Annotated in this window: 13 protein-coding genes; 4 read left to right on the forward strand and 9 right to left on the reverse strand. The window is 44.5% G+C overall.

Going from position 1 to position 14,335, the window contains the following annotated elements; genetic code table 11:
- Positions 1–5: 5 nt before the first annotated feature.
- The 9 genes from AC06MN_RS07100 to AC06MN_RS07140 all read right to left on the reverse strand — a co-directional run bounded on the left by AC06MN_RS07100 (position 6) and on the right by AC06MN_RS07140 (position 9,376).
- Positions 6–476, reverse strand: coding sequence for an NUDIX hydrolase (locus AC06MN_RS07100; RefSeq protein WP_475671660.1), 471 nt, complete (start codon positions 474–476; stop codon positions 6–8).
- 5 nt (positions 477–481) lie between these two features.
- A complete protein-coding gene (locus AC06MN_RS07105; protein WP_475671661.1) occupies positions 482–1,612 on the reverse strand; it encodes an ATP-binding protein in 1,131 nt (376 codons plus the stop codon).
- Positions 1,613–1,833: 221 nt separating this feature from the next.
- Positions 1,834–3,177 (reverse strand): NADP-specific glutamate dehydrogenase, encoded by a 1,344-nt coding sequence (gene gdhA, locus AC06MN_RS07110; protein WP_475671662.1) that lies wholly within the window; start codon positions 3,175–3,177, stop codon positions 1,834–1,836.
- Positions 3,178–3,310: 133 nt separating this feature from the next.
- Complete coding sequence (locus AC06MN_RS07115) at positions 3,311–3,967, reverse strand: toxin-antitoxin system YwqK family antitoxin (RefSeq protein ID WP_475671663.1); 657 nt, start codon at positions 3,965–3,967, stop codon at positions 3,311–3,313.
- Positions 3,968–3,978: 11 nt separating this feature from the next.
- Complete coding sequence (locus tag AC06MN_RS07120) at positions 3,979–6,045, reverse strand: LysM peptidoglycan-binding domain-containing protein (protein WP_475671664.1); 2,067 nt, start codon at positions 6,043–6,045, stop codon at positions 3,979–3,981.
- Positions 6,046–6,266: 221 nt separating this feature from the next.
- Positions 6,267–7,841, reverse strand: a complete 1,575-nt coding sequence (guaA, locus tag AC06MN_RS07125; protein WP_475671665.1) for a glutamine-hydrolyzing GMP synthase — start codon at positions 7,839–7,841, stop codon at positions 6,267–6,269.
- A gap of 108 nt (positions 7,842–7,949) precedes the next feature.
- Entirely contained in the window at positions 7,950–8,111 is a 162-nt protein-coding gene (locus AC06MN_RS07130) for a hypothetical protein (protein ID WP_475671666.1), read from the reverse strand.
- Positions 8,112–8,408: 297 nt separating this feature from the next.
- On the reverse strand, positions 8,409–9,005 hold the full coding sequence (locus tag AC06MN_RS07135; RefSeq protein ID WP_475671667.1) for a hypothetical protein: 597 nt from the start codon (positions 9,003–9,005) through the stop codon (positions 8,409–8,411).
- A gap of 125 nt (positions 9,006–9,130) precedes the next feature.
- Positions 9,131–9,376, reverse strand: coding sequence for an RHS repeat-associated core domain-containing protein (locus AC06MN_RS07140; RefSeq protein WP_475671668.1), 246 nt, complete (start codon positions 9,374–9,376; stop codon positions 9,131–9,133).
- A 374-nt stretch (positions 9,377–9,750) separates the two neighbouring features.
- Here AC06MN_RS07140 and AC06MN_RS07145 point away from each other — a divergent pair, with 374 nt between their 5' ends.
- The 4 genes from AC06MN_RS07145 (at position 9,751) to AC06MN_RS07160 (ending at position 14,253) form a co-directional block, all read left to right on the forward strand.
- Positions 9,751–10,557, forward strand: coding sequence for a PrsW family intramembrane metalloprotease (locus AC06MN_RS07145; protein WP_475671669.1), 807 nt, complete (start codon positions 9,751–9,753; stop codon positions 10,555–10,557).
- Positions 10,558–10,699: 142 nt separating this feature from the next.
- The gene (locus AC06MN_RS07150) at positions 10,700–12,328 is read left to right on the forward strand and encodes a choice-of-anchor J domain-containing protein (RefSeq protein ID WP_475671670.1); all 1,629 of its coding nucleotides are present in this window, start codon (positions 10,700–10,702) and stop codon (positions 12,326–12,328) included.
- A gap of 137 nt (positions 12,329–12,465) precedes the next feature.
- Positions 12,466–13,188, forward strand: a complete 723-nt coding sequence (locus AC06MN_RS07155) for an EFR1 family ferrodoxin (protein WP_475671671.1) — start codon at positions 12,466–12,468, stop codon at positions 13,186–13,188.
- Positions 13,189–14,064: 876 nt separating this feature from the next.
- On the forward strand, positions 14,065–14,253 hold the full coding sequence (locus tag AC06MN_RS07160; RefSeq protein WP_475671672.1) for a hypothetical protein: 189 nt from the start codon (positions 14,065–14,067) through the stop codon (positions 14,251–14,253).
- Positions 14,254–14,335: the final 82 nt, after the last annotated feature.

Genomic DNA, 14,335 nt, shown 5'->3' on the forward strand with positions numbered 1-14,335 from the left:
TTGCTTTATTGCGGCAACACCTTTCCATTCAGCACTGCTTCGCGAAGCACATCGCCTTCATAGCGTAATTTCAAGGAGAAAAACGGCACTTTTTCATCAATCAAGCGCAGGAAAATCTTGTCGCCTTCCCATGACGGCAGTTCCAAAAGACGCTGTTTTTCAATCCATTCCAAGTCGCCTTCATTACATTCAATCTGTTCGCCCGTCCAATCGGTGCAGACAAAAATGTGCATCTGTTCGGCAGGCCAAATGTCGGAAACGAAAGTCACGATGCCGCAATAGCGCCATTCGGTGACAGTGAAACCCGTTTCTTCGCGGATTTCGCGCAACATGCAATCTTCAGGGCTTTCACCTTCCTCGAACTTTCCTCCTACCCCAATCCACTTGTCGTGGTTTTCATCATTTTGTTTTTTCGTGCGGTGCAGCATCAGGTATTGGCTGCCGCGTTCAAGGTAACATTGTGTGGTCTGTTTCATTTCAATTAAGGTCTTAAAAATTCAAAATAGTTTTCAGGCGTTACGACAACAGATTGATTTACAGCATAATTATTCAAAAACGAATCAGGAAATTTCGTCTTCGACTTATTCGGATTCCATTTCATCTCGAAAATCGAAAACGCTCCGTCTTTTTCCTCAACGTAATCGATTTCCTGCTGTTGCGTCGTGCGCCAGAAATAGGTCAAGCATCGATAATCGGAATAATGATTCCGTTTCAACCGCTCGCTGATGAAGAAATTCTCCCACAAAGCGCCCATATCCTGACGCAATCCGACTGGCGCAAAACTCTGAATGACTGCGTTTCGCACACCGTTATCCCAGAAATAAAACTTTTTCGCCTTTTTCAACTCGTTGCGCATATTTCGGCTCAAGCCCTCCATGCGGAAAACGATGAAACATTTCTCTAGCAAATCGATGTATTTCTCAACCGTCTTGTTATCGGTGCCCACTGTCTGCGCCAGCTCATTAAACGAGACTTCTCTCCCCACCTGAAACGCCAAAGCCTTGACAATCTTGTTGATTAAGGTCGGGCGACGCAAACCATCCAAAGTCAGCAAATCCTTATACAGATAGCTGTTTATCAAGTCCAAAATGATGTTTTCCGCCTCTTCAGGATGGTTAATCACCTCTGGATACGAGCCATAAATCAGCCTTTGCTCCAAGGTTTGCTTTATGAAAAGATAGCCCTTGTCATCGTAAAGCTCCGAAATAGAAATCGGATACAGATGATACTCGTATTTGCGTCCCGTCAAAGGCTCATTCAGCAGGTTTTGCAGGTCAAACGACGACGAACCCGTCACAAGAATCTGAACATCAGGAAAATTATCGACCATGCGCTTCAAGGTCAGGCCTATGTCGGGCACTTGCTGGGCTTCGTCAATCAAAATCACTTTGTTATTTCCAATCAGCAGGCGCAAATCCTCGGAATTCGGTTTGTCCAGCATCTCTTTCATCTCCGGCTCATCGCAATTCAACGACAAAACGGGAACATTCATGTTGCCGACCAAATGTTTCATCAAGGTGCTTTTTCCCACTTGCCGTGCGCCGATGAGAATAATCACCTTGCCTTTGAACATTCTTTCCTCAATGACTTTTTGCAATTGCCTTATAACCATACTTATCCATATTATTTCGGCTGCAAAGATAAGCATTATTTTTATGCTAATCCCAAAATTTGCCTAATTTTTGGGATTACAATCCCAAATTTAAGCTAATTTTTAGGATTACAATCCTAAAATTCATCTTATTTTTGGGATTAGCTTTTTTTTACGAAGAATAATAACAAACAAAGGCGGCCTTACGAGCCGCCTTTGTTGAATTAAGTCGTGATGACAAATTAGATGATGCCTTGAGCCATCATAGCCTTAGCAACGCGCATGAAACCGGCGATGTTAGCACCCTTGACGTAGTTGATGCTACCGTCAGCTTGCTTACCGTATTCAACGCACATGTCATAAATGTCGTTCATGATCTTGTGGAGCTTCTGGTCAACTTCAGGAGCAGTCCAGTTGATGTGAGCAGCATTCTGGCAGATTTCGAGGCCAGAGGTAGCAACGCCACCAGCGTTGACAGCCTTACCTGGAGCGAAAGGAATACCAGCGTTCTGGATGTAAGCGATAGCTGCTGGCTGGCAACCCATGTTGGAGATTTCAGCAACATACTGAACACCGTTAGCAACCAATTCCTTAGCATCGTCTTCGTTCAGTTCGTTCTGGAATGCTGATGGGCAAGCGATGTCGCACTTCACCATCCAAGCCTTCTTACCAGGAGTGAAGATGGCCTTGCCTGGGAACTTGGTAGCCATGTCTTCAACCTTGTTACGACGTGAGTCACGCATGACCAGCATATAGTCGATCATTTCCTTGTTGATGCCTTCTGGGAGTTCGCAAACGCCGTCTGGGCCTGACAGAGCGACGACCTTAGCGCCGAGTTCTGTAGCCTTTGTAGCAGCACCCCAAGCCACGTTACCGAAGCCTGACAGAGCGACTCTCTTGCCTTCCATTGTTTCACCCTTCTGGTGAACCATGCGGTCGACATAGTACATAGCACCGAAACCGGTAGCTTCAGGACGGATCAAAGAACCACCCCAGCCATAGCTCTTACCAGTCAGAGCACCTGTGCTGTGTTCACGAGCGAGCTTCTTGTAAGCGCCATAGAGGTAACCGATTTCACGGCCGCCAACGCCGACGTCACCAGCTGGTGAATCTTGGTCAGCGCCGATGTTGCGCCACAATTCATACATGAAAGCCTGGCAGAAACGCATGATTTCAGCATCTGATTTGCCTGTTGGGTCGAAATCAGCACCGCCCTTACCACCACCGAGTGGGAGGTTGGACAGTGAGTTCTTGAAGATGTGTTCGAAGCCCAAGAACTTCAGCATTGAAACGTTAACTGCTGGGTGGAAACGGAGGCCGCCTTTGTAAGCGCCAAGAGCTGCGTTGTACTGAACACGGTAGCCGAGGTTAACCTGGACTTCACCTTTATCGTCAACCCATGTAACACGGAATGTGAAGATGCGATCTGGTTCAACGAGACGTTCAACGATCTTAGCAGCTTCAAATTCTGGATGCTGGTTGTAGACTTCTTCGATTGATTCGAGCACTTCGCGTACTGATTGCAGATACTCATTTTCGCCTGGATGTTTCTTTTCCAGGGCGACCATAATGTCATTTACTTTCATTTTATTTGTTTAATTTTAAAAGGTTTATGTGTTTACTTTTATAAGTTAAATGCTTTCTAACGCTAACTTTTCAGTTATTTCGCTGCAAAGGTAGTATTTTTAATTTTACAAACGAAATTTACTTGAAATTATTTTACTCTCCACCATGAAATGTGGTTTCCACTTCCTCGCCATATTCATAAACCGTGGTTTTTGCCACCGTTCCATCGGGATTATAATAAGTCTCCAAACCATGTTTCTGATTAGCCACATAATTGGTTACCAAACATTTATAGCCCGACATTTCATAACCAATCTGTTGGCCGGTACCCATCACGTAATTTGCCGTTGATGCCAACGCGCCATCAGAATAAAACATCATCCATGAGCCATCCATCATGCCATCGACAAACTGACCTTCGGTAAAAACCTGTCCGTTTTCGTACCATTTCACGATTGGGCCATTCAGTTTACCATCGGAATAATGTTCCTCGGAGGCCAAAATGCCCTTCAGGGAATAGGAATGGTAAATGCTGTCGAGTTCGCCATCCTTGTAGAAACCATCTTCCATGATGTTGCCGTTCTCGTACCAGCGCGTCATCTTTCCGTTCATTTTATTATTCTGATAATCAACCTGAAACTGCTTACGGCCATTTTCATAATACCATGTGCAGGTGCCATTCAGCACATCGCCTTCATAACTGAGTTCCGACTTCAGGTTGCCGTTATCCCAATACGACTTGCGTGTTCCGTCGTCACACGACGACAGAAACAGGACAACTAAAGCAAATAGAAAAAATGTTTTTTTCATAATAAATCGAATCATTTTCCTGTCTCTGAAAGATTGATAGGTTTCAGTTCAACATTTTCATTATCATATTGATAAACGCTCCATTGATAGTTTTCCAGACCATTGTCAGAAGCAGTTTTCACGAAACGGAATGAATTTGACAGCAAAGGCATTTCGAAATTCAGCAGACAATCCTTCGGTTCGTGACCGTAACGCATCATGGCATTCATGAAATACCAGGCCACATCGAAACCCGAGAAAGCGTAATCGGTTGGCTCACAGGAATATTTCCTTCTGAACTGAAGCACAAATCGCTTTGCCTCATTGCTGTTGTAATCGACAAAATCATCGCTGAAATAAATGGCATTCATTTTCAGCAGATTCTCGACAAGCAGTTTGTCCAAATCCGACCAGTCGGGCATGGCAACCAAAGTAATTGGATGAGTTTCAGCCGTCTTATTCAGCTTGTTAAGTATTTGAGTAGCAAAAACATTATCCGTACCGTATGCAATCACAAGATTATTCCGCACTTCGGAAAGGCTTTTGGTGAAAGCGCTCATATCTCCAGAATTATAAACATACCGGCCGACCGAATTTTCAACCCGCACATTGTCTATTGCACCGTTTTTCAAGTCCTTAGTCGCGTATATTTGACCTTCCACTTCAATTGTCGAAGGCAATTTGTTTCCCAATTCCAAACGGCGACCTTCATTTTGGGCATAACGCATGAAATCGTCAGTCGTGAGCACCACTTCCGAATTGATGGCCAAATTCAGCAGACGTTCCATCTCATCCAAATAGGCAGATGTGCCTTCCGAAATACTGCTTTGGCTGATAATCGACACGTTGGAATCGCCAAAATACTGATTGACAAGACTTGCCAGCTGCGACAACTGACCAGCTGCGTTTGGTTTCAGTTTCACAACGTAAGGATTGCCTTCAACAATATTTTCACGAGTCGACAAAGGATTAACAATGAGTGTTTTATGTTCCTTCGCATATTCCTGAACCACGCCGAATGACTTGCTGAAAAACGGTCCGACAATCAAATCGACCGGACTTTTTTCCAACTGACTGACAGCATTTTGAGCCGTGCCTATGTTTTCAGTCACATCAATCACCGTCAAATCCAAACGCAATCCGTAATGTTTTGTCAGCGAATCAATTGCAATCATAAAGCCTTCGTAAAACTGTAGGAACGACAACGGCCGTGCCTTGCGTGATTTCACTAAGCTTTCCGGTGAAATATCGATGTCATTAACCTCACCTAAATACAAAGGAATGAGCAATGCCACCTTGTAATGCTCATGTGCATTTTCGGATTTTTCAGAACAATTTGAAACAGCAACAGGTTCTTCCTCAACAATAATTGGCTCAGTTACAGGTGTTTCAGAAGCAATCGGTTCTTCTTCCTCTTCATCATCAACGACGGCAGCAGGATTTTCGATGATTTCCACCTTTTCAATCGGAATCAGAACTATTTGGTCAGAAAAAACATGCGAACCAACGGCCGGATTCAAGGCTCTGAACGCGTCTTCATCGATTTTCCATTTTTTCAGCATACTTGAAGTCTTTTCACTCAATTCCACCTTGTGAACCAAATATTCCTCCTCATTGCGAATTGACGGCACCTTAATCACCGTTCCCTCGGCAGGTTCATTCGTCAGGCCAGGATTAATGGCCTTGAAATCAGCCAAATCAATGCCAAATTTCTTTGCAATCGTGTAAAGATTTTCGCCACGGGAAACCGTATAACCGCCATCATTATAAGATATTACTTGCGGTTCTTCGACCTTATTCTCCACCACATTCTGAACGGGTTGCGTTTCTTCCTCAGAGAAATCAACCACCGGGATTCCAAGCACCATTTCGGCTTGCAGTCCGTCATTAACTTCAGGATTCTTTCGCGTAATTTCCTCAATGGAAACATGATAGGCTTTCGAAATGCTGTACAAGGTCTCCCCTTGCTTCACATGGTGCATGTAATATTCCACGCCACCGACCGTAATGATTTCCTTCGACCGTTCCACAACGACCTGAGCATCAGCGAGCAAAGGCATGAAAGCGGCCAGCAGAAATATCAAAATTATCTTTTTCATATCGAATTTCTATAATTGAAGCGGCAAAAATACAAAATTATTGCACGCAAACAAAAATGCGGAACAGCCGAAGTCATTCCGCATTGAAAACACTACTCTAAAAGTTATCGGTTTTCTGTTCCCAGTAAAGATCGCCCAAAAGTCCAAGTCACTTTCAACTTTTCACTTTTTCACTTTCAACTTTCAACAGATAAACCTCAAACAATTCAACCATTCAATAATCATTCCCACTCAATTGTCGCAGGCGGTTTCGACGAAATGTCGTAACAGACGCGATTCACGCCCTTCACCTTATTAATAATATCGTTCGACACTTTGGCAAGGAACTCGTAGGGCAGATGCACCCAGTCGGCAGTCATGCCATCGGTCGAAATGACGGCACGCAAGGCAATCGTGAACTCATAACTGCGTTCATCGCCCATCACGCCAACCGATTTCACTGGCAGCAATATCGTGCCTGCCTGCCAAATGCCATCATACAGGTTGTCAGCCATTTCATTCGGATAGGATGCGCTTGGCAACTCGCAAGGCCAATTGCGTAGGCCTTTGATGAAAATATCATCGGCATCGCGCAAGATGCGTAGTTTTTCTTCGGTTACTTCGCCCAAAATGCGGATGCCCAGACTCGGTCCCGGGAAAGGATGACGGCCAATCAGTTCACGCTTGATGCCCAAGGCGCGGCCCACACGGCGCACTTCGTCCTTAAACAGCGTGCGCAGCGGTTCCACAATCTTCAGGTTCATCTTTTCCGGCAAGCCGCCCACATTGTGGTGCGACTTGATCTTGCAACTTGGTCCATTCACGCTGACGCTCTCGATGACATCAGGATAAATGGTGCCTTGAGCCAGCCAACGTGCGCCTTCAATCTTTTGGGCTTCGGCATCAAAGACTTCGATGAATGTCGAGCCGATGGCTTTACGCTTGGCCTCCGGGTCAGTGACGCCTTCCAGTTTCTTCAGGAACAACGCGCCGGAATGGACGCCTATCACGTTCAGTCCCATTTCCTTATAGGATTCGAGGACTTCTTCAAACTCATTTTTGCGCAGCAAGCCGTTGTCAACGAAAATGCAGGTCAGGTTCTTGCCAATAGCCTTATTCAGCAAAACGGCAGCCACGGTGCTGTCGACGCCACCCGAAAGGCCGAGAATCACCTTGTCGTCGCCAAGCTGCTGGCGAAGGCTTGCAACGGTATTGTCGATGAACGAATCCGGTGTCCAATCGCCTTTGCAGCCGCAGATGCCGAGGGCGAAATTAGCCAAAATCTGAGGGCCTTCCTTGGTGTGGAAAACTTCGGGATGGAACTGCACGGCGTAGGTTTCTTCGCCATCAATCTTATAGGCGGCATTCTCCACATCTTCCGTCGAGGCGATGATGCGTGCTCCAGCTGGCAATTTGGCAATCGTGTCGCCGTGGCTCATCCACACCTGGCTCGATTTGCTCACATTTTTGAACAAAGGCGAAACCTCGTCAATGATGGTCAGCATGGCACGACCATATTCGCGGGCGATGGAGCCATTCACCTCACCGCCAAAGTGTTGCGAAATGAACTGAGCGCCATAGCAAATGCCCAGCAAAGGCATTTTGCCTTTAATGCCTTCCAGATTGACAAAAGGAGCCTTCTCGTCGCGGACCGAAAAAGGACTGCCACTCAAAATGACGCCTTTCACATTCGGGCCAATGGCGGGAATCTTGTTATAAGGATGAATTTCACAGTAAACATTCAATTCGCGGAGGCGACGGCCAATGAGTTGTGTCACCTGCGAACCGAAATCAAGTATCAAAATCATTTCTTGCATATCGGGAAACTTTTTTGCAAAAATAGGCAATTTCGCGAATGAAAACGAAAGAGAAGTTATTTTTTGTGCATTGTACTGAAAAGGGCTGGTTCAAAGGACGAAAGCCTGTCAAATCACCAGACCATTCCAAAGGTCTTTCAGAAAATCCGATACGGGAAGAATGTCAATGCCGTTGAGTTTCCTTTTGTAATTCCTCGGACAAAAATTCAGGATGCTGGAGAAGACACTCGAATTCGGAAGGTCTGAGCAAATCGTAATAGCGGCAATCATGAAAATGCGAAGTCAGCCAGGTCGTTTTTTCAGTTTGTCTTGCTCCGAACAGAAGAACGCTGTCATTGTATTCGTTATCAATGTCCAACAATCTTTTATACATACAAATCATGTCTATTTATCATGATAAAACAACATTATCATGTCGCAAAATTACAATTTCAAATTGAAAGTGTAGACGACGAGGCTGCCCTGATGGTCGGTGAAGGTGTAGTGCATAGTCATTTCTCTTTCTTAATGCTATGGTGGTAAATATAGCTATTTTAATAATAGGGCGGCAAAACAAATATTGCCGTCCTAAACCGAAATGATTCTATTTCTATTTTTCAAGTTGGTTATTCTATTCCAATAACAATTAAAATAGTCCTTTGCTTGTAACATAATAATATCAGACCTCGAATCATCAAATGGATAATAAATACCATTGTTGGGGAAAACCACATACAATTGATTGTCTTTTAACGCAAAGAAGAAAGCGTACTTGTCAGAAAAATCCGGATATTCGACTATGGAAAAATCGGGCAATTCACATGTGAAAACACAATCCAAAGCCTTATCATGTAACAATTGCATCAACTCTTGGCCAAATGCGATTTCATTTCCTTCGTAAAGAAATGATTCAGTTTTATGATTTTTATCTATAACGCTTGCTTGCTTTTCCTCAACATTATACAAAATGATTTGCTCAACATAAAAAGGACTTTTGTTGCAGAAAGAGAATCCTTCCTTTTTCAACAAAATAATATCTTGAATAAAACCAGATTCACTTTGGTAATAGTCTTTTGAAAACCTTTTGGCGTTTAGACTGTCAACATTGGGAAAATTCATTCTATAACAAGGGTATAGCGTAATATTCTCTTTAGCTAATGACAGGGAATCGTTTTCTTCTATCATAAGCCATGTCTGATTCATAGCCGTAGTTAGTTCGTCCTTAGAGACAAGTGTTGAGAACCGATTAGAACTACATGACGTGAAGAAAGACCATACCGATATTAGAACTATGAACGCGGGTTTTGTTTTCATCGTGACTTTTTATTAAGGTAATTATGTGTATTAGGTTTTAATACTCTGGCGCAATATCCACCACATACCCACCCGCTCGGATCCGTAAACCTCAGCGGGTTGTTGAAGCAATAGGAATAGCGGTTGTACGACTGGGTGTAGTCCGTCTGCTGCACCACGATGTCGGGAGAGAGCATGCGGCCAAGCATGGGGTCATAGAGCCTGCCGTTCATATTGATGCAATATGTGAAAGATTCAGCCATACTTGCCTGATTTTGACACTGCAAATATAGGACAGGAATAAACGGAAAGCAAGAAAAAATGAAGTTTTTAATTCCCGACCGTCCGCTGGACTTATGGCTGACAACAAAGATTCGCCTAATTCGCCGCGATTAGCGGTTAAAGTCCAATTTGAATATAATTGTCAGGATTCAATCGACATCAACAGTTTTTTCATACTTTTGCGAACAAATCGGAAAAGAAATGTCGGCCAAGAAAAAAAGCAAGCCTAAAATAGAGACGCACCTGCCAAACGAAAAGAAAACATCGTCAGTCAACGGATTTGTGAAGATTCTGCTGTGGGTGCTTTTATTATTCGTTGCTTCGATCATTATCAGTTACTTAATATCATAAAACTATGGATTATTTGCTCATCGGATTGTCGATTCTGCCCGTTGTGGTACTGATGATTTTCATTTACTTTCAGGACAAATACCAGAAAGAACCCATCAAACTGCTGGCAAAAGCTTTCATCGGGGGCATGCTTGCCATTCCATTGGATTTTGTCGTCATCGACCTCATCAAGTTGGTTTTCTATTCGGAAAGCACAGCTTATCAGGCTTTTTTTGAGGCCGGCATTCCCGAAGAGCTGTCGAAATTCATCATCCTTTTCCTCTTCATTTGGCGGCGCAAGGAATTCGACGAATACATGGACGGCATTGTTTATGCTGCTTTCGTCGGATTGGGTTTTGCCTGTGTCGAGAATCTTTTGTACGTTTCAAGTTCGGCGGCAGAAGCCTACCAAATCGCCATTTCAACCGGTTTTTCACGCGCATTGGTTTCCGTTCCTGGCCATTTCCTTTTTGCCGTGGTGATGGGTTATTTCTTTTCCTTGGCGAAGTTCGACAAAAAGCATCGGGCAAGAAATCTGATTCTCAGCGTAATATGCGCTGCGGCGGTTCATGGATTGTTCGACTATCTGCTGATGATTGAGGAATTCCTTTCATCGGGACTTGCAACCGTCATTTTCATCGTTTTCATTTTAGGCGACATCAAACTTTGGAAACTCGGAATAAAATTCATCAGGAAACAGCAACAACTTACGCAAAACCAAAATATTACTTCCGATGAAGAATATGCACAAGCCGAAATACCTGTGACAGAAAACGAGGAACCTGAATACAAAAGCATTGATTGGAACGCAGGTGAGAAAAACACGAACTAATTCAGATTCACTGATTTTTAAGATTTTATCGGATTTTTCAATTTATTATGTTTTTTTCTTTACTTTTGTAATCAATAATCCTTTCTCTTGTAGAAATCAAGTCAACAAACAATAATTTATTAAACAATAAAATCTATCTATAATGAAGAAAAATCTACTTTTTTTGGCTGTATCATTGTTTGCCATTATAGGCTTGGCAAATGCCCAAAGACCTATCAGCAATTTCTCCGAAGACTTTGAAGACGGCACCCTTGGCATCATGACCACCATCGACGCCGACGGCGACGGTCACAACTGGATGAACTCATCTGCGCTTCAAGTGCAAGGCGACGGCCATAACGGCAGTGCCCGTTATGCCTATTCCGAAAGCTGGGCTTCGGCATTAAAAACGGACCGCTGGGGGCTCAATCCCGACAACTTCCTCGTATCACCATTGGTTGCCATCGACGAGACATCCGTGTTCACTTTCTATGTCTGCTTAGACTGGTACGTCTACCCTGGCGAACATTACGGCGTAGCCGTCTCAACTGCAAGCAACACCAATCCCGATGATTTCACCACCATCGCCGAATGGGACCTCAACGACAAAGGCACACGCGACGGCGACCAAGGTCAGTGGCACGAGCACAACATCGACCTCAGCCAATATGCCGGACAGAACGTCTACATCGCCATCCGCCACTTCTACTGCTCAAACATTTACCTCATCGACCTTGACGATGTCTCCCTCACCTCGCAAGCCGGCGGCAGCTGCGAAGCTCCTACCAATCTCACGGCCACAGCTACAGGAAGCACCATCAACCTGTCGTGGACTCCATCACCATCAGCAGGAACCTACCGCGTGTTCAGAGGCGAAACCATGATTGCCAACAATCTTTCAGGCACGACCTATACCGACAGAAACCTGGATTACAGCACCCAATACTGCTACACGGTGAAAACCAACTGCGACAACGGTAACATTTCCGACCCATCGAACCAGGCCTGCGCCACTACCGCTGACCCTTGCACCGCTCCTACCAACGTGCAGGCCATCGTCAACGGAGCCAATGTCATCATCACTTGGAACAGCGTCAGTTCGGCACTGTCATACACCCTCTACAGAGACGACGAGATGATTGCCAAAGACCTTACCGCCACCAATTACATTGACGAAGACGTTGAAAACGGCCATCATTGCTACACCGTAGCGAGCGAATGTATTGAAGGCACTTCACCAGATTCTTCACCAGCTTGCGTCGATATTGAACGGCCTTGCGAAGCTCCGACCAATCTCCACGTCTCAAGCCAAAACCCCGACATCTTCTTCTTTGACTGGAACGCTGCCGAAGGTGCTCAGAATTACTACATTTACCGTAGTTTTACGGGCAGCGACTACGAATTTTACGGTTCGACAGACTTGACCACCTATTTCGACAATTTCAATGAATCCACCACTATCTATTTTCAAGTGACCGCCGATTATGGCTATTGCGAATCAGAACCAGCCACGACAGCCGATGGCGACAATTACATCATGGTAACATTGGAAGATGGTGTCAACGAAAACGACATCAAGACTAACATCTACCCTAACCCATCCGATGATGCCTTCAACATCAATTGCAAAGGCATGACAAGATTGACGGTCTACGGTATGCGCGGCGAGACCATCATGGACATCAACCTTGATGCAGACAACTACACCATCAGTGGCCTCAGCACTGGCGTTTATTTCGTCAGAATCGAAACCGCTACGGGCTGCATGACGCGGAAGATTGTCAGATTATAATCTACATTGAGACGTTGCACGCAACGTCTCTACAACGAAAAATCACCGTTGGTTTGGGCTGGCGGTGATTTTTTTCATCTCAATTGAACCTATTTCTTTCTTTTTCGGTTATCTTTGCCACAATTAAATGTTCAAATATGATTTATTACTTTTCCGGCACGGGCAACAGCAAATATGTAGCCCAACGACTTGCAGAAGCACTCAACGAGACCCTCTGCGACATGGCCACAACCGACATCCGTTGCACCGACAGCAAGACACTCGGTTTCGTGATGCCCGTCTACTATTGGGGCATTCCCAACATCGTCATAAATTTCCTGAAAGACTTTAGAATGAGCAACTGGCCCTACGTCTATCTCGTCTTCACCTGCGGCGGCAGCACGGGAGCAGCAGGAAAAATGTTTGAAAAGGCACTCGGCAGGAAGACCGACGCCCAGTTCTCCGTCCTCATGCCCGACACTTGGACACCGATGTTCGATGTGAGCGACAAAGCCAAGATGGAACACATACTCGATACCGCCGAACCCAAGATTGACGAAATCATAGAAAAAGTGAAAAGCAAAGCCAAGGGCGATTTCAACCGCCACAAAGGTTTCACGCCACTCACGCCTTTGGTCTACCCTTCCTACAAAAAACAGTCGACACGCAAATTTACCGTCAGCGGAGATTGCATCAGCTGCGGCCTTTGTGAAAAGCTGTGTCCTTCGGGCATCATCAAACTGGAAAACGGCAAGCCCGTCTGGACTTCCGACAAATGCGCCTTTTGCTTAGGCTGTCTGCACCGCTGCCCGAAATTCGCCATTCAGTTTGGCAGAAAAACCAAGAAACATGGGCAGTTTTTCAATTGGCGATTGAAATAAAACACTAAAAAGGCTGCCCAAACGGACAGCCTTTTGTTGTTCGTGCCTATCCACCTATACGGAATAGCCTCAGGCGTCGTAGCTGAACTCCTGCAAGGCTTCGCCTTTGTCGGCAAAATATGTTCGGGCTGTTTCCATTGCTTCGCTTTTCATGGGGCTAAAATAGGAAAATTACTTTTCCAAAGACCAACATCTAATGAATTATTAGTAAGGAAGCCGCCAAAAGACATGACGGCTTCCACAAAATAATGTTACATGCGTCTCACTTCATATAAGGATTGTCTAAAAATGTCATCCCAAACATGGCAAACAGAATAAAAGCAACGCATAGAATATTCTTGATGATTCTTTCTTTCCTGCTCTCGTTTTGGAACATTTCGCATATCGCAAGGTATCTTTTCTTCCACAAGAAAAACAACGAATTGATAATCAACAATAATGCTATGGTAATAAAAACACTTGAGGCAGGGAATATTTGTTTCATTCCCAAACAAAGGCATAGCGTTTCTATAAACCCTAAAAAATACAAACCTATCAAAGAAATGAAAAGTACTGCAAGATGTGCTGACAAACTTTTTAAACCACGATAGGCATTACAATTAACCAACCAATGGTATAGAAAATAATACACTCTATAATACGCTTTCATGATGTTAAAACTTATCATACAACCAATCAAAACCTCCAAGTACATCTACTATTTCAACAACCAACCCCGCAACAATGCAAGCTGAACTCCTGCAAGACTTCGTCTTCGTCGGCAAAATATGTTCGCGCTGTTTTCATTGCTTTGCTTTTCGTGGGGCTAAAATAGGAAGTTTTTCTTTTTGCGGGACATAAATCTTTCACAAATGTATCATAAATGCGTTACTTGCCTTGGTACGCTTTCAGCCTTCCTACCAAAAGGCGGCGGCCTTTTGGGTAAAAGGCGGCCTGCTTTTTGAAAAAGCAGGCGGGCTTTTAAAATTTGCCGCTCGTGCTTTTTTCAAAAGCTGGCGGCCTTTTCGATTTGCGCTTCCGAGGGGTTATTTCTGGGCAATAAAACACTATTTGACCCCAACATGATGAACGTAAATTGAAATCACCAAAAGGCTGCATTGAATCGAGCGGTTGCGAGATTCAGATCCGGATAAACAATTGTTTTATA

This window comes from Candidatus Limimorpha sp. (genome assembly GCF_056203535.1).

Coding starts and splice junctions, on each gene's coding strand:
- AC06MN_RS07135 (WP_475671667.1), bottom strand. CDS start 9,005: ATGATAGAAGAAAACGATTCCCTGTCATTAGCTAAAGAGAATATTACG.
- AC06MN_RS07140 (WP_475671668.1), bottom strand. CDS start 9,376: ATGGCTGAATCTTTCACATATTGCATCAATATGAACGGCAGGCTCTAT.
- AC06MN_RS07105 (WP_475671661.1), bottom strand. CDS start 1,612: ATGGTTATAAGGCAATTGCAAAAAGTCATTGAGGAAAGAATGTTCAAA.
- gdhA (WP_475671662.1), bottom strand. CDS start 3,177: ATGAAAGTAAATGACATTATGGTCGCCCTGGAAAAGAAACATCCAGGC.
- AC06MN_RS07130 (WP_475671666.1), bottom strand. CDS start 8,111: ATGATTGCCGCTATTACGATTTGCTCAGACCTTCCGAATTCGAGTGTC.
- AC06MN_RS07100 (WP_475671660.1), bottom strand. CDS start 476: ATGAAACAGACCACACAATGTTACCTTGAACGCGGCAGCCAATACCTG.
- AC06MN_RS07120 (WP_475671664.1), bottom strand. CDS start 6,045: ATGAAAAAGATAATTTTGATATTTCTGCTGGCCGCTTTCATGCCTTTG.
- AC06MN_RS07155 (WP_475671671.1), top strand. CDS start 12,466: ATGATTTATTACTTTTCCGGCACGGGCAACAGCAAATATGTAGCCCAA.
- guaA (WP_475671665.1), bottom strand. CDS start 7,841: ATGCAAGAAATGATTTTGATACTTGATTTCGGTTCGCAGGTGACACAA.
- AC06MN_RS07150 (WP_475671670.1), top strand. CDS start 10,700: ATGAAGAAAAATCTACTTTTTTTGGCTGTATCATTGTTTGCCATTATA.
- AC06MN_RS07145 (WP_475671669.1), top strand. CDS start 9,751: ATGGATTATTTGCTCATCGGATTGTCGATTCTGCCCGTTGTGGTACTG.
- AC06MN_RS07115 (WP_475671663.1), bottom strand. CDS start 3,967: ATGAAAAAAACATTTTTTCTATTTGCTTTAGTTGTCCTGTTTCTGTCG.